The sequence below is a fragment of the Ruegeria sp. CK1 genome (genome assembly GCF_056536545.1).
In genome coordinates this window covers 227,921-243,842 of the sequence record NZ_JBQFPX010000004.1, presented here as the reverse complement: position 1 = coordinate 243,842, position 15,922 = coordinate 227,921, and the positions used below count along the sequence as shown (strand labels likewise).

Sequence of the window (15,922 nt, the reverse complement as noted above, 5' to 3'; positions counted from 1 at the left end):
GACATTCTGTCCGACGCACCCCTTGTTTGGACGATTGCCCTTAACAATCGGTTAGTCCCTGCCGGGTTATGACGACTGCAGAACGGACAAATGAGGATGTCATGACTGACGCGACTGCAGAACAGGCAGAGGCCCCCCAAAAAACCGGGATAAAGGGACCGATTATCGCGGTGATTTTGGCCGCCGTCGGGGCAGTGGGCGGGTATTTCCTGACCACCTCAGGCATGCTGCCCCTTGGGGATACTCCCACGACGGATGACACAGCAACAATGGATCAGGGCAAAGCGCTAAAGGCTTTGCCCAAAGTGGAATACATCGACCTGCCACCCGTAATCGTCTCGGTGAACGCTGGTGATTCTCGGCATCTGAAATTTCACGCTCAGCTCGAAGTGAATGCCGAACATGCGGCCGAAGTCGACAAACTGAAGCCCCGAATCATGGATATCCTGAACGGTTACCTGCGCGCGGTTGAAGTGTCCGATCTTGAGGATTCACTGGCCTTGATGCGTATCCGCGGACACTTGCTGCGTCGCATTGAAATCGTTGTCGGAGAAGGCCGCGTGCGCGACGTTCTCGTGATGCAATTTATACTGAATTAGGAGACGGGTTTGGAGCTTATAGCCGATATTTTACTGGTCGCCGGCGCGTTGGGTGCAGGTCTGTATTGCCTTGTGCTGTCTCGCAGGCTCAAGCGCTTTACCAATCTGGAAAAAGGCGTTGGCGGCGCGGTCGCGGTTCTGTCGACGCAAGCGGATGAATTGAAAAAGTCACTGGATTCCGCTCGGGACGCTTCGGACCACTCCGGAACGGTTCTAAAGGATTTAACAAAACGCGCCGAGGCAGTCGCGCAGCGGTTAGAATTGATGATGGCCTCCATGCACGACGTGGTGCCACCCGAAGAACTTGCAACAAGGTCTGAGGTCGCCGCCTCTCAGCAAAGCTCCAGCGAAGTATTTGAAGAGGTTAAAGAAGCTAACAATCCTGGTGACGATGAAGATATCCAGACAACGGAACCCACTGCGGACCTGAAAAAAGAGGTCGCTACCTCAGTTTCGGTCAAGCGGCCCAGCGGTTTAATGTTTTTCCGGCATGACCGCTCTAACGGTCAACCTACAACATGACCCGAAGGCAAACTGATAAGCGCCCGAGAGGCGGCGTGCTGGCGGTTATCTCGCTGCTTATGATCGGGTCAGCGACAATCCGACTGGGTCTCGAAACTGGGCCTGCATTGGCAAAATCATCAGATGCCTCTGAACCCACGGCGAAACAAGCACAAACTGAATTGCCAGGTGCCCAGGTTTTACTAACCGAATTACTGCGCCGGGAAGAAGTATTAAAACAGCGTGAGGCGGCGGTATTAGACAAAGAAAAAGCGCTGGCCATCGCCGATCAGGTGATTAAAGAGCAACTTTCAGCCTTACAAAGGGCAGAAGAATCTTTGCGTGAGACCCTTACCATTGCTGAGAAAGCTGCTGAGACTGACCTGACGCGCCTGACGGACGTCTATCAAAGCATGAAGCCGAAAGACGCCGCAGCGCTGTTCGAGACGATGGATTCTGGTTTTGCCGCAGGTTTCCTGTCGCGCATGTCTCCTGATGCTGCTGCTGGTATTCTAGCCGGTCTTAGCCCCGAAGCCGCATACACAATCAGCGTCATGATGGCAGGCCGCAACGCGGCGGCCCCTCAGGAATAACCCGCTAACCTAGCGCTGGACTTTGCTGGAGATCCTCCATGATTGGAATTATCGGAATTGTCATCATTTTCGCCATGGTTTTCGGCGGTTACTTGGCCGCGGGTGGCAAGATGGCCATCATTCTGAAATCGCTTCCTTTTGAAATGATGATGATCGGCGGTGCTGCTATAGGCGCGTTTCTAATCAGCAATGACATGAGCGCCGTTAAACACACCGCCAAGGACATGGGAAAGGTGTTCAAGGGTCCGAAATGGAAGCCCGAAGACTACCGCGATCTGCTTTGCTTGCTGTTTTCACTGATCCAGGTCGCCAGATCCAACCCAGTTGAGGTCGAACAACATATCGAAGATCCGGAAAATTCGCCTCTGTTCTCTGGCTACCCGAAAATAAAAGCCGACAAAGAGGCGATCGACTTGATCTGCGACACAATGCGATCGGCATCGATGAACTTTGACGACCCACATCAGGTGGAAGAAGTTCTTGAGAAACGGATGGAGGCAAATTTCCACCACGCCATGCATTCAAGTCACGCCCTTCAGACCGTTGCCGACGGTTTGCCTGCCTTGGGCATCGTGGCCGCGGTTCTTGGGGTAATCAAGACGATGGGTTCGATCGATCAACCACCTGAAGTCCTGGGTAAATTGATCGGTGGCGCGTTGGTCGGGACGTTTCTGGGCGTATTCTTGGCCTATGGCTTAGTCGGCCCATTTGCAGGCAAATTGAAAGCCGTCGTGGAAGAAGACAACCATTTCTATCAGCTGATCAAAGAGGTCCTTGTCGCCAATCTACATGATCACAATGCCGCAATGTGTATTGAGGTCGGACGCCAGAACACACCAACGCACTACCGCCCTGACTTCACCGAACTTGAAAAAGCGCTGAAAGACCTCAAGCAGGCGGCGGCATGATCTGGTTGGTGATACTTGTCTCGGCCTTGATTGCAGCGGCTGGCAGCACTGCAGCCCAAGATCTTACGGTGCGCTCGGGCGAACATGACGGCTATACCAGACTGGTTGTTCAGGTTCCGCCGGACACTGGGTGGGTGTTGAAACAGACGAAAAACGGCGCCCGCCTTAACGTCGCGCTGGAGAATGGGGTATTTGAGACCAGTTCAGTTTTTCGGCGGCTGACTCAAAACCGATTGTCAGCAATTTCCCAACCGGAACCGGGCGCAGCCCTTGAGTTAGAGTTTGGTTGCGAATGCGTTGCTTCGGCCTTCTTGTTCCAGCAGACAATGATCGTGGTGGACATCACGCCCGGAACTTTTGTGCCGCCTCTGACCAGCAACATCCCGGCCCCTAAATCCCCCAAAAATCTGACGGAAAGCACAGCACCCGAAGCTCAAAACAAACTCAACGCGCTGTCTCTACCGTTGCTTAACTTGAATGCAAACGGGTTTGAGAACCAACTTTCAACGCGATTATTGCAAGGCGCGGACCGCAGTATCGTTGATCTGAATCTTGCGCCGGTAGGACCACGCGCGACTCCTCTTAATCAGAGTCTGTTTTTCCCGTCAGACTTGGAACTGAACGTCCAAGTGACATCGATTTTGGATGAACTGAATGGGCTCTTGGGTCCGGATGTACCGCAAGTCGAACGCCGCCCCCCGTGTATATCCAATGCCGAACTAGGATTTGATGAATGGTCCGATGGTCGCCCGTTTTCCGAACAGGCTGCGCAGCTACGGTCCGGTCTTTTTCAAGAATTCGATATCGTCGACGCGACGCACATGCTGCAATTGGCCAAGCTTTACGCCCATTACGGGTTCGGGGCCGAAGCACAATCAGCTCTCGACCTGTTGGGTGAGCAAACTGCAGAAACAAGTCGGATTGCAGCTGTTGCTCGCGTTCTGGATCACGGTCCACTGGCAGGAGAAAACCCATTCGCGGGACTACAGCGATGCGAAAGCGACGCAGCCTTGTGGGCAGCACTTTCCGAAGGCCGTTTGCTAGACGACGCCAACCTGAATGCAATCGAACAAACTTTCGCGCGATTGCCTAATCACTTGCGGCGCCATATTGGACCAACGCTGTCGGAAATCCTTACGGACGGGGAAGAATTGGAAGCGGCCCGCCGGGTATTGCGTTCAGTGGATCGCGTGAAGACACAAACCAGCGCACGTGTCGCGCAGGCTAAGGCCAAAGTTACTTCGGCTGAGGGTGATACATCCCAGACCGAAATCTTGTTAACCGAAATAATTGAGGCTTCGGACGCCACTGTGGAAGCCCCGCTGGCTTTGGCCCGATTGATCGACAAACGCTGGATCGAACGTGGATCAATCGCACCGAACGAGATTGACCTGGCCGCTTCCTACACGATTGAGCTCCGTAGGACTGAAATTGGTCCCATGATGCTTGGGGCCCATGCTGTTGCTTTAAGCCTAGGGCAGGAATTCGACGCCGCTCTCGACCTTATTGGAGAACGGTCGAAAAACGAGGAAAGCGTTGAAGCGCTGAACCGCGCGGTGACTGTTTTGACCGAGCGCGCCGACGATACCACTTTTCTACGCCGCATCTTAAATATGTCGCCAGAACAGTCGTCGAAACTGACAACGGACGCTGCGGTTACGGTTGCAGAACGATTGGCCGATCTTGGTTTTTCGCGACAGGCGCATACGTTGGCAAAACGACCTCAGGACAGGGTCAGGCGCGGTGAACGCGCCCGGCTTCGCGCCAAAGCGGCTCTGTTGTCCCAACGCCCAAATCAAGCAATGCTAGAACTTGCCGACGACCAAACGGCTGAGGCCATCGCGTTGCGGGCAGAAGCCTTAATCGCGGCTGGGGATTTTTCGAAAGCGGGTGCTCTGATGCGCGAGTCAGGCCGTGTTGACGAAGCAAACCGACTGTTTTGGCTGGCGGATCAGCCCAATGAGGTGAACTTACAAAACGGTGCAAAGTTCAGCCGAGTTGTTGAAATGACCCAAAGGCTCACATCGCCGCAACCGCGCCTGCATGACAAGCCACTGGCCGATGCGGAACAACTGTTACGCCACAGCGCAGAAGTTCGACAAGAAATCGCCAAGATGTTCCGAACGTTACAACTGAATTGAACGTGGTTCTAAATTACAGCAATAATAGGGACTTGGATCAAAACAATCTCTCAAGGTTGGTGTTCAAACGTCTTCGGTCCAACTGTAATTTCAACCACGGGTCAAATGTGGACCGCTCTGCCCCACACAGGATTTTCTGAGGAGCAGAGCAAAGTTATTCGGATTAGATCAGTAGGGCGCTTCGACGTCGTTCATCGAAACATAAACCGTTTTCATCTCGCTGAAGTGGTTGATCGCCAGTTTCGAATTCTCACGGCCAACACCTGACATTTTCGACCCACCAAACGGTGCTTCAACCGGGGCAAGGTTGTAGGTGTTGATATAGCAGGTGCCTGCCTCAAATCCGGCCACAATGCGGTGAGCACGGGTCAGATCATTGGTAAAGACGCCAGCAGCTAGCCCGAATTCGGTATCATTGGCGCGGGTCAGAACCTCTTCCTCGGTATCAAAATCAAGCACCGACATTACCGGGCCAAAGATTTCCTCGCGCGCGATGGTCATGTCGTCTGTCACATCAGCAAAGACAGTAGGTTGCATATAGAAACCCTGACCTTCGATCCGCTTACCGCCAAAGACTAGGCGCGCGCCCTCGGCCTTACCTTTTTCGACATAGCCCAGGGCGATGTTCATCTGGTTTTCGCTGACCATGGGGCCAAAATTGACCTCTTCATCCAAAGGATCACCGATTTTCGCAGTAGCCAGGCGTTCGGACAGGCGTGTCAGAAATGCCTCTTTGATACCTTTTTGAACAAAGACACGAGTGCCGTTGGAACAGACCTGACCGGAAGAATAGAAGTTGCCCAGAATCGCGCCCGAGACGGCATTTTCTATGTCGGCATCGTCAAACACGATCATCGGGGACTTGCCGCCCAGTTCCATGGTCACGTGTTTCATACCCTCTGCTGCAGCGGCATAGACCTTGCGACCTGTCGGTACTGATCCGGTCAGCGACACCTTGGCCACGCGCGGATCTGTAACCAGCGACGCGCCGACGTCGCCATAGCCTTGGACGACGTTGTAGACACCTTTTGGTGCTCCAGCCTCAATCAGTATTTCGGCTACTTGAAGCGCGGATAGCGGCGTTGTCTCGGACGGTTTGAAGACCATCGTATTACCGCAAGCCAATGCAGGCGCACCCTTCCAGCAGGCAATTTGGGTCGGATAGTTCCATGCGCCGATACCAACACAGACGCCCAGCGCCTCGCGGATTGTATAAACGAAGTCTCCGCCGCCCAGCGGGATGTGCTCACCGGTCAGTGAAGCCGCCAAACCACCGAAATATTCCAATGCGTCCGCACCGCTGGTCGCATCCGCAACCAGTGTTTCTTGAAGGGGTTTTCCGGTGTCGTGAGTTTCCAGGATCGACAACTCGCGATTGCGCTCGCGCATGATGTCAGCGGCGCGGCGCAGGACACGGCCGCGTTCTGTACCCGACATTGCAGACCATTGCGATTGAGCCACTTTTGCACTGTTTAGAGCCTGTTCAATGATCTCAGGCGTGGCGGAATGCAGCCTGGCGATAACCTCTCCAGTGGCTGGGTAGATGACATCGATTGGCGCACCATTGGTGTCCTCAACGTATTCGCCGTTGATAAAATGACTGGCCTTGGGCTGAAACTTCATGCCGCGTCCTTTTCTTATATGCGCCCCGAGCGGGCAAAGAGTTTTCTCGGACTTATCTATTATTGATTGGTCAGTCAATAAAACGTGAGGCCGGCAATTTCCTGCCCAGTCCCGACTGCCCCTCTTGAAAAAAATAGTTAATGTTCCACATATGTTCTACATAGTCAGAGGAACACCCGATGGCCCAGTACTCGCGAAATTCCGCCTTAAGCGGTCCGTCAAACGACTATCACCTGCTGCCCGTCACAGATCGGCAAATGCGCTACGCTCGCGCCATAGCCGAACAGTCAGCGCTTGAAATTCCGGTCGAAGCGCAGCGCGACCGCAAGTCGATGTCCGCTTGGATTTCAGAACATAAACCAAATGATCCATCACCTTTTGCCAATTACCCTACCGGCAAACAGGTGGCCTTTGCCGAGCGGATTTCGCGGAAGAAACGCAGACCGATCCCGTCAGAGTGTTTCCGGGACAAGCACGCAATGTCTTTGTGGATTGACCACAACAAGTAAAGTCAGTGCTGACCATGCTTGCGCGCGTACACTCCGACAGCGGCCGCCACAAAAAGTCCCAACAGGATATACCCAGTGATCGCTTCGGCGACGGCCAATCCACGGCACAGGCCTGCGGGATGCAAATCCCCAAATCCCACCGTCGTGAATGTGACGTAAGAGAAATACAGAACGTCTGATGGTCCTTTGGCCCCGACCACACACAAATCGTAGTATCCGAACGAACCATAGACGGCGGCAAACAGGAATGGCACGACTTGAATAAAGGAAATCCCCATAAGCAAAAGCTGGCGTTTCGGGGATTTCACCTGTGTCATGTAGTACCAAGTCTGCGACACCAGCCAAATCGAAAGCAACACGGTTGTCGCGGTGCCGATCTTGTCACCGGCGGTGGTCTCGCTCAGCCGCGACAGACCGTACCACGCAAGAAAACTGACGAATACAAGACCCAAGGCCGCGACCAGAGTCGATTTCCACTCTTCCAGTGATGTCGGATCGCGATGCATAGAAACTCCGATACAACGATACGGGCACAATGATCGGCTTTCCCGACTGTGCCCGCAACCTTATTTATCAGAGAGTTAGTCTGCGCCCAGATGCTCTTGTCCGCGTTGGCGCGCCAGAACGATCTGTTTTTGCCGCTCGCGGAAACGCATCTTGTCTGCCTCTGAGGTTTCGTTGACGCAACGGTGGCAGCACACGCCATGTTCGTATTCGGGGCGTTTCATATCCTCGGGCAGGATCGGTCGGCGGCAACCGTGGCACAGGTTGTGCGGACCCTCAACCAAGCCATGCCCGACCGAGACGCGATTGTCGAACACAAAACACTCGCCGTGCCACGTGCTGTCTTCGGCAGGCATCTCTTCGAGGTATCGCAGAATGCCACCTTTCAAGTGGTACACATCCTCAACCCCTTGCCCCAGCAGGAAGTTGGTGGATTTTTCGCAACGGATGCCGCCGGTGCAGAACATGGCGACGCGCTTGTTGTGAAAGCGATCCTTGTTTTCTTCCCACCAGGTCGGGAATTCGCGAAAACTGGCTGTTTCAGGGTCTATTGCGCCTTCAAACGTGCCAATCGCCACCTCGTAATCGTTGCGGGTGTCGATCACCACCACATCGTCTGAACGGATCAGGTCGTTCCAGTCTTCAGGCTCGACATAGTTCCCAACGCGCGCGCGCGGATCGACATCCGGCTGGCCCATTGTCACGATCTCTTTCTTCAGGCGAACCTTCATCTTGCCAAAGGGTGGATGGTCGGCGGTGGCTTCTTTCCATTCCAAATCAGCACACCCAGGCAGCGCCTTGATGTGCGCCAAAACGGCGTCAATCCCTGCGCGCGGACCTGCAATGGTGCCATTGATCCCCTCTTGCGCCAGCAACAGTGTACCTTTGACCGATTGCGCGCGGCACAGCTCCAGCAGCGGCTCGCGTAGGGCAACGTGATCCGGGAAACGGGTAAAGTGATAAAGAGCAGCGATAGTATACATGCGCGCGGTCTAAACCCGCTGGCGCAGAGTCGCAAGGGATCGGATTGACACCCTCGCAAGATTGACGATCGCACCTCTGCCCCGTACCGATAAGGCAATCAGAGGAGAGACCCCGATGGCCCATGCCCTGCTTGTAATCGACGTCCAGAACGATTTCTGTCCCGGTGGCGCGTTGGCGGTACCAGAAGGGGACGAGATCGTCCCACTTATCAACGCCATGATGGAAGACTTCGACGCGGTAATTCTGACACAAGACTGGCACCCGTCAGATCATTCCTCATTTGCAAGCGGCCACGACGACAAGAGCCCCTTCGACGTGACAGATATGCACTACGGTCCGCAGGTGCTTTGGCCTGATCACTGCGTTCAAGGCACCGACGGTGCCAATTTCCACCCTGACCTGAACACCCATGCTGACCTTGTTATTCGCAAAGGTTTTCGCAAAGGCGTCGACAGCTATTCGGCTTTTTTCGAAAATGACCAGAACACCCCGACCGGCTTGGAAGGGTACCTTAAGACTCGTGGCATCACAAAGTTAACACTGGTCGGATTAGCCACCGATTTTTGTGTACACTATTCGGCCATAGACGCCGCCCGATTGGGGTTTGACGTAACTGTACGAATGGACGCTTGCCGGGCGATTGATCTGGACGGGTCGCTAGCCGCTGCTGAAAATGCAATGCGGGCCGCAGGTGTCAGTTTGGCTTAGGGGGTAGCCCCCATCGCAGCCAGATATCTCAGGATAGCAATCACAAGAACGGCCAGACCTAACGCGACCCCAATACGCCACTGAAGAGAACGCTTTTTGGGTTTGGGCGGTGTAGGCTGAGCAGACTTTGGCGTTCGATCCGGGATTTCTTGAGCAATTTTTGTCTGCGGACGCGCCGTTTTCACATCATCGAGAAATTGCCAGAAATCGAAATCGCCGCAGTATTCACCTTGCACACCCATATTACGGATATTTGCAAACAATCGCTTTAGGATACGTTCACGGTCCTGCGCATCTTCCGGCAGGTAAATTCCATGCGGCAGGCGGCTGCCTTTTGGCTCAAGACTAAATCCTGACTCAGTGAAAATTCGACGTATCTTGGGTGAGGCGCTGTGCAGAGCCTGAACTGTGCGAGTATTGCGAAACGACGCGCGCACGGCACGATGGCCGGTCATAGCGGCCATACCGTGCTCGGGATCCACTTCGTCCGGTGCAATCTCTACAATATCAAAGTCGTACTCGAGACCCATTCACTAACTAAACCTTGTCCTTCCAACCCTCTCTTTCCACTAACTGGTGAAAAGAACTCACAATATGCTCGATTTGTGACCTGACATTGTCATTGTCCCTAATCTAGCGACTCTTGCCAATTCGCGCACCTATTGATCTAACAACGGAAATCGCAGGAGTTCCCCATGGTCGATATTGCGACGCGCGTGTACAATCATAAATGGAAGATTGACCCGATTGTCCGGTCTTTAATCGACACAGACTTCTACAAACTGCTGATGTGCCAGTCAGTGTTTCGAAATAAGCCCCAAACGGATGTGGTTTTTTCGCTGATTAACCGGTCGAATCACTTCCCTTTGGCCAAATTGATCGATGAAAGTGAGCTGCGCGAGCAGTTGGATCATATTCGGTCGCTTAGCCTTAGCCGAGGGGAAAGCACTTGGTTGCGCGGCAATACCTTTTACGGAAAACGGCAGATGTTCCGCTCGGATTTCATGGAATGGTTCGAGAATATGCGCTTGCCGCCGTATCATCTGGAACGCAGGGGTGACCAATACGAGCTGACATTTGAAGGCAAGTGGCACGAGGTAATGCTTTGGGAAATCCCAGCTCTTGCCGTATTGATGGAACTACGCTCAAGGGCCGTTCTCAACGACATGCGGCGGTTCGAATTACAGGTCCTTTACGCCCGTGCCATGACCCGCGTTTGGGAAAAGATCGAACAACTGCGTAATATTGATGGGCTGGGTATCGCAGATTTCGGTACACGGCGGCGTCATTCCTTCTTATGGCAAGACTGGTGTGTCCAGGCGATGATCGAAGGGCTGGGACCTGCGTTTTCCGGTACGTCTAATTGCTTGATTGCCATGCGGCGCGAGGTCGAGGCGATCGGAACCAATGCGCATGAGCTGCCTATGGTCTATTCCGCACTTGCCGGTTCAGATGAAGAGTTGGCACAAGCCCCTTACGACGTGCTCAGCGACTGGCACGAGGAGCATGACGGCAATCTGCGCATCATTCTGCCCGACACTTATGGAACCCAAGGGTTTCTCGACCGCGCGCCCGATTGGTTGGCAGGCTGGACCGGAATTCGGGTGGACAGTGGCGATCCAGCGGCAGGGGCTGAAATTGCCATCAACTGGTGGAAATCGCGCGGCGAAGACCCGATGGATAAGCGGGTAATCTTCTCTGACGGGCTGGACGTGGACAAAATCCGCGAGTTGCACAGCCAGTTCGCCCACCGGACCAAGGTCTCATTTGGTTGGGGCACTTTGCTGACCAATGATTTCCGCGGACTGGTTCCTGATGACGCTCTGGCCCCGTTTTCATTGGTGTGTAAGGCGGTTTCCGCCAACGGTCGCCCAACCGTAAAATTGTCGGACAACCCTGAAAAGGCCATGGGTCCAAAGGACGAGATCGAACGCTACAAACGCGTGTTTGGCGTTGGCGCGCAAAAACCGATTGAGGTGATCGTTTAGACCCTAACCATGGTATGCAGCCACCGTTTTCAGCTGCGAAAATCCATAAAGCGACTCAAACCCTTTCTCGCGCCCATGTCCGGATTTTCCAACGCCGCCAAAAGGTAGCTCTACACCGCCGCCGGCACCGTAGTTGTTGATGAATACCTGACCGGATCGCAGCTGCTTCGCCAACCGCATCTGCCGCGCACCGTCGCGGGTCCAGATGCTGGAAACCAGCCCATAGTCAGTGGCGTTTGCGATCTGAATGGCTTCTTCCTCGGTGTCGAACGGGATCAGAACCTGCACTGGGCCGAATACTTCGTCCTGCGCCAGAACATGATCCGACGGGACATCTGCAAACAGTGTCGGCTGCACATAAGCCCCTTCTTTGGGTGCGTGTTCAACGATATGTCCCTTCCCAGCGATGTTTAGGTCGGCTCCTTTGGCCAGGAATCCCTCAACAATCTCTTTCTGACGAGCCGAGATCAGTGGACCAACCCGCAAATCATCATGCGCCGGGCCAACCGTCAGATCGGCATAGGCCGCCGCCATGCGGTTTTTGACCTGCTCATACACACCACGTTGAACTAGAATACGGGACGAGGCAGAACAGGTCTGACCCGCGTTTTGGATGCCTGCATTCACCAAGAACGGCAGCGCGGCGTCCAAATCAGCGTCGTCAAACACCAATTGCGGGGACTTACCCCCCAATTCCAGTGTCACCGGCACCACATTTCGACCCGCGGCCTGCTGAACAAGCGCACCGGTAGTCACCGAACCTGTGAAAGAGACATGGTTCACGCCCGGATGAGCCGACAGGGCCGCCCCGGCCTCTCCCCCCAACCCCGGTACCACGTTCAAAGCTCCGGCAGGCAGGCCAGCATGTTGCGCCATATGGGCAAAGGCCAACGCGGTCAGGCAGGCTTCTTCCGCTGGTTTCAACACACAGGCGTTGCCCATCGCCAACGCCGCCCCGACCGAGCGGCCAATGATCTGCATCGGATAGTTCCACGGCACGATGTGGCCCGTCACCCCATGTGGTTCGCGAAGTGTGTAAACGGTGTAGCCGTCCAAATAGGGGATGGTTTCCCCCATCACCTTATCCGCAGCTCCACCGTAAAACTCGCAATACCGCGCCAGAGCGATTGCGTCGGCCCGCGCCTGGGTCAGGGGCTTGCCCACATCCATCGCCTCCAACGTGGCCAGATCATCAACGCGCTCCAACACCATCTGCCCTAAACGCGTTAGGATTCGTCCCCGCTCCAAAGCTGTTTTGCGACCCCAATCGCCGTCCAGGGCGGCTTGTGCAGCTTGAACCGCTGCGTCGATATCGGCTGAACCCCCACGCGCAATATGACAAATTTCCGAACCATCTGACGGGTTGATCAGCGGAAGGGTTGTTTGCGAAGCAGGGTTGATCCACGCGCCGCCAATGAGACAAAGGCTGGGATTGAACCAGAGAGGATTGGACATTTATGCCTCCATTTAGGCTCTAATTAAGGACTTTATGAGCATTCGCGCCAAAAGTTGGCAAGGTTGGCGCGGCTTCGATCAAAGTTCGGGTATACGGGTGTTGTGGATCGGAAAAGACCTGTTCAGTCCCCCCTTGCTCCACAATACGGCCTGCCTGCATCACCATCACCTGGTCCGTGATTGTTCGCACGACGCTCAGGTCGTGACTTATGAACAGGTAGGTCAGATCATAGGTTGCGCATAGTTCGGCTAGTAGATCTAGGATCTGCGCACGCACCGAAACGTCGAGGGCCGAGACAGCCTCATCAAACAAGATCAATTCCGGACGGATCATCAAAGCACGTGCGATGGCAATTCGTTGTCTCTGCCCGCCTGAAAACTCGTGAATGTACTTGCCTGCATCATCGGGGCTGAGACCCACAGCGTTCAGCATCTCAGCGATGCGATCCTGCCGCTCGGCCCCAACCGGGGCTTCGTCCAGCAGGTGAAACGGCTCGGTTATCAAACGAGCGACGCGGTGACGGGGGTTGAAACTGCCGTAGGGGTCTTGGAACACCACCTGCATCTTGCGGCGCACGGTTCGGTCGGGACTGTGCCCCGAATACACAGGTTGACCATCCAACCGAATTTCGCCGGACTGTACGCCTTCCAGGCCAAGAATAGCCCGCGTTAGGGTCGATTTTCCACACCCTGATTCACCTACAAGCCCCAAACGCTCACCACGGTTGAGGGTAAAACTGACGTTATCCACCGCACGATGTCGATCCGGCCTTCCGAAAAGGCGTTTCCGCGGCAAGCGATAGTCTCGGACGACGTTTTTGACCTTAAGCAAAGGGTGCGGTGGTGGTGGTGGCGGCAGCGCCACCTGATGACCAGATGCCTCGAACAGCATCCGCGTATAAGGGTGCTGCATGTTTCGCATCAGATCGCCGGTCGCGCCGCGCTCTACCACTTCGCCGCGACGCATAACCACAATCTTGTCTGCCATATCTGCTACAACCGCCAAATCATGCGTGATCATCAGCAGGCCCATTCCATATTCCCTGACCAACCCTTTTAGAAGATCAAGAATTTGAGCCTGAGTAGTGACATCCAGAGCCGTTGTCGGTTCATCCGCGATCAGCAATTTGGGACGCAACGCAATCGCCATGGCAATGACTACGCGCTGGCGCTGGCCGCCGGACAGCTCATGCGGGTAGCGCGATAGAGGAAAGCGATCGGGTGGCAGGCCGACACGAGTCAGCACCTCTTTCGCGCGTTCCAGGGCTTGAGCACGGGGCATGGCCTTGTGGATCAGGATCGTCTCCATCACCTGATAGCCAATGGTTTTGACCGGATTTAGCGCGGTCATCGGTTCTTGGAACACCATTCCGATGGACCCACCCCGCAGATCGCACATTTCAGTTTCTGAGACGTTCAGCAGATCGGTACTCTGAAACCGGATCGCGCCTGTCGCCTCAGCTCCGTTTGGTAGCAATTGCATCACGGCCAGTGCAGTCATTGACTTGCCCGAACCGCTCTCACCGGTCACAGCCACGATTTGCCCCGGTGCAACGGACAGGCTGACCTGACGCAGAATATCCGCATTGTTGATCGACAGTGACAGGTTCTCAATCTGCAACAGGCTCATGCACGCGCTACCCGTATTCTGGGGTCCAACCAGTCGCGCAATCCGTCACCCAGCAGATTTAGCCCCAGAACTGTAACGATGATCGCCAACCCGGGAGTTAGAGCCAAATGTGGGGCAAAACTAACCATTGTCTGCGCATCTGCAAGCATGCGCCCCCAACTGGGCGTGGGTGGTTGAGCGCCAAGACCAACATAGGACAGTCCCGCCTCGGCCAAAATTCCCAAGCTGAATTGGATCGTCCCCTGCACGATCAGCAAGTTCGCTACATTGGGCAGGATATGCTCTGCCGATATACGAGCCGCGCCCTTGCCCGAGACACGGGCAGCGAGGATGAACTCGCGTTCCCACAGCGTTAAAGCGGCACCTCGGGTGATGCGGGCAAATACGGGAATATTGAAGATACCGATGGCGATAATGGCGTTGATCGCCCCGGCACCAAAAACTGCGGTAATCAGAATGGCGATGACCAGCGAAGGGAAAGCAAAGACCAGATCATTGCCCCGCATGATCACCTCGTCCAGCCAGGATCCTTTGCGCGCCGCAGCAGTTAAACCCAGCGGTACGCCCAGCGCCATGCCGATGCCCACTGCAACCAGCGCAACGGCGATGGACGTGCGGGCGCCCACCATGATCATCGAAAACATATCCCGCCCGAAATGATCTGTTCCAAACCAGTGCTGTGCATTGGGTGTCTGCAATTTGTTGGGGATATCCAGAACAGCATAGTCATAAGGCGTCCAAACAAAGGACACCAAAGCCGCCAGCAGAACCAGCGAAGACAGCGCCGTGCCGAGGATCAGATTGCGGCTCATGTCCTGTTCCTCAGCCGCGGATCAACGGCGGCATAGGCCAGATCGACCAGAAAATTCACAGTGATGACCGCAAAGACCAGCAACATCACTACGGATTCCACCACGATCAGGTCCCGCGCTGAAATCGCCTGAAACACCAACCGCCCTAAACCGGGCAGATAGAACACTTGTTCGATGATGATCGACCCTGCCAGCAGGAACGAGAATTGAAGTCCAATGATGGTCAACACCGGTATTAGCGCATTGCGAACGCCATGCCGCCACAGTGCCTGACGGCGTGACAACCCTTTGGCGCGGGCGGTACGCATAAAATCCTCACCCAATATATCCAGCAAAGACGAGCGCATGACCCGCGCTAAAATTGCGGCTTGTGGCAGGGCCAAAGCTATGGCGGGCAATGTCAACGAGTGTATCCCGGTCCAGAAACCTTTGTTCCAGCCAGCGAACCCACCGGCGTTGAACCAACGCAGATTGATAGCGAAGATCAGAACCAACATCATCGCAAACCAGAAATTCGGCACGGCAATGCCCAACTGCGTGGCCCCCATCACCGTCAAATCTCCGGGTTTACCCCGACGAGCGGCAGCGTAAATCCCGGCGGGAAAAGCAATCAAAGTGGACAGAGCCAGCGCATACAGCGCCAGCGGCAGAGATACCCACAGCCGATCCGCGATCATCTGAGATACTGGTGTTCGGTAGGTATAAGACGTACCGAAATCCCCAACCAACATACCGCCGATCCAATCGAAATAGCGCTGAGCCTTTGACACATCCAACCCAAGCTCGGCCCGCAAGGCCGCCAATGTGTCCTCTTGCGCGTTTACCCCCAGCATGAATGATGCTGGATCGCCTGGTGCCACCTCGATCACTGCAAAGATGACAACTGAAGCAACCGCGAGGCTGATCAGAAGGGACATCAGACGTTTGAGAACATAGCGGAGCATAGAGGCCACGTTAGGGTCACATA

General features: G+C 54.9%; 16 protein-coding genes. 8 read left to right on the top strand and 8 right to left on the bottom strand.

What is annotated here, in order from left to right; genetic code table 11:
• Positions 1-101: 101 nt before the first annotated feature.
• Genes ACR0L3_RS12245 through ACR0L3_RS12225 form a run of 5 tightly spaced genes read left to right on the top strand, consistent with a single transcriptional unit; the run spans position 102 to position 4,742 of the window.
• On the top strand, positions 102-599 hold the full coding sequence (locus tag ACR0L3_RS12245; protein ID WP_480746006.1) for a flagellar basal body-associated FliL family protein: 498 nt from the start codon (positions 102-104) through the stop codon (positions 597-599).
• A gap of 9 nt (positions 600-608) precedes the next feature.
• Entirely contained in the window at positions 609-1,121 is a 513-nt protein-coding gene (locus tag ACR0L3_RS12240; protein ID WP_480746005.1) for a hypothetical protein, read from the top strand.
• Positions 1,118-1,693: a MotE family protein gene (locus ACR0L3_RS12235; protein ID WP_480746004.1), complete on the top strand. Its 576-nt coding sequence runs from the start codon at positions 1,118-1,120 to the stop codon at positions 1,691-1,693. The genes ACR0L3_RS12240 and ACR0L3_RS12235 overlap by 4 nt, the downstream gene beginning before the upstream one ends.
• A gap of 38 nt (positions 1,694-1,731) precedes the next feature.
• Entirely contained in the window at positions 1,732-2,601 is an 870-nt protein-coding gene (motA, locus tag ACR0L3_RS12230) for a flagellar motor stator protein MotA (protein WP_480746003.1), read from the top strand.
• Entirely contained in the window at positions 2,598-4,742 is a 2,145-nt protein-coding gene (locus ACR0L3_RS12225) for a hypothetical protein (RefSeq protein ID WP_480746002.1), read from the top strand. Before motA ends, ACR0L3_RS12225 begins: the two co-directional genes overlap by 4 nt.
• A gap of 168 nt (positions 4,743-4,910) precedes the next feature.
• On the opposite strand, the gene betB is transcribed toward ACR0L3_RS12225, so the two are convergent.
• Positions 4,911-6,365 carry a betaine-aldehyde dehydrogenase gene (betB, locus tag ACR0L3_RS12220; RefSeq protein WP_480746001.1) on the bottom strand — a complete coding sequence of 485 codons (1,455 nt, stop codon included), beginning with the start codon at positions 6,363-6,365 and terminating at the stop codon, positions 4,911-4,913.
• A gap of 179 nt (positions 6,366-6,544) precedes the next feature.
• Here betB and ACR0L3_RS12215 point away from each other — a divergent pair, with 179 nt between their 5' ends.
• The gene (locus ACR0L3_RS12215; protein WP_480746000.1) at positions 6,545-6,874 is read left to right on the top strand and encodes a hypothetical protein; all 330 of its coding nucleotides are present in this window, start codon (positions 6,545-6,547) and stop codon (positions 6,872-6,874) included.
• A gap of 2 nt (positions 6,875-6,876) precedes the next feature.
• Here the strand turns inward: ACR0L3_RS12215 and ACR0L3_RS12210 are convergent, their stop codons facing one another.
• Positions 6,877-7,380, bottom strand: a complete 504-nt coding sequence (locus tag ACR0L3_RS12210; RefSeq protein ID WP_480745999.1) for a potassium channel family protein — start codon at positions 7,378-7,380, stop codon at positions 6,877-6,879.
• 75 nt (positions 7,381-7,455) lie between these two features.
• Positions 7,456-8,361, bottom strand: coding sequence for an oxygen-dependent tRNA uridine(34) hydroxylase TrhO (gene trhO, locus ACR0L3_RS12205; RefSeq protein WP_480745998.1), 906 nt, complete (start codon positions 8,359-8,361; stop codon positions 7,456-7,458).
• Between the two features lie 115 nt (positions 8,362-8,476).
• On the opposite strand from trhO, the gene pncA reads away from it, so the two are divergent.
• Positions 8,477-9,070 (top strand): bifunctional nicotinamidase/pyrazinamidase, encoded by a 594-nt coding sequence (pncA, locus tag ACR0L3_RS12200; protein ID WP_480745997.1) that lies wholly within the window; start codon positions 8,477-8,479, stop codon positions 9,068-9,070.
• Here the strand turns inward: pncA and ACR0L3_RS12195 are convergent.
• Entirely contained in the window at positions 9,067-9,600 is a 534-nt protein-coding gene (locus ACR0L3_RS12195; protein WP_480745996.1) for a hypothetical protein, read from the bottom strand. The two genes, pncA and ACR0L3_RS12195, sit on opposite strands and share 4 nt — an antisense overlap.
• A 165-nt stretch (positions 9,601-9,765) precedes the next feature.
• Here ACR0L3_RS12195 and pncB point away from each other — a divergent pair, with 165 nt between their 5' ends.
• Positions 9,766-11,058, top strand: a complete 1,293-nt coding sequence (gene pncB / locus ACR0L3_RS12190; protein ID WP_480745995.1) for a nicotinate phosphoribosyltransferase — start codon at positions 9,766-9,768, stop codon at positions 11,056-11,058.
• Between the two features lie 3 nt (positions 11,059-11,061).
• Here pncB and ACR0L3_RS12185 read toward each other — a convergent pair whose 3' ends face one another.
• Genes ACR0L3_RS12185 through ACR0L3_RS12170 form a run of 4 tightly spaced genes read right to left on the bottom strand, consistent with a single transcriptional unit; the run spans position 11,062 to position 15,899 of the window.
• The gene (locus tag ACR0L3_RS12185; protein WP_480745993.1) at positions 11,062-12,513 is read right to left on the bottom strand and encodes an aldehyde dehydrogenase family protein; all 1,452 of its coding nucleotides are present in this window, start codon (positions 12,511-12,513) and stop codon (positions 11,062-11,064) included.
• Between the two features lie 19 nt (positions 12,514-12,532).
• The gene (locus ACR0L3_RS12180) at positions 12,533-14,143 is read right to left on the bottom strand and encodes an ABC transporter ATP-binding protein (RefSeq protein WP_480745992.1); all 1,611 of its coding nucleotides are present in this window, start codon (positions 14,141-14,143) and stop codon (positions 12,533-12,535) included.
• Positions 14,140-14,955, bottom strand: coding sequence for an ABC transporter permease (locus tag ACR0L3_RS12175; protein ID WP_480745991.1), 816 nt, complete (start codon positions 14,953-14,955; stop codon positions 14,140-14,142). Before ACR0L3_RS12175 ends, ACR0L3_RS12180 begins: the two co-directional genes overlap by 4 nt.
• Entirely contained in the window at positions 14,952-15,899 is a 948-nt protein-coding gene (locus ACR0L3_RS12170; protein WP_480745990.1) for an ABC transporter permease, read from the bottom strand. The genes ACR0L3_RS12175 and ACR0L3_RS12170 overlap by 4 nt, the downstream gene beginning before the upstream one ends.
• Between the last annotated feature and the right edge of the window lie 23 nt (positions 15,900-15,922).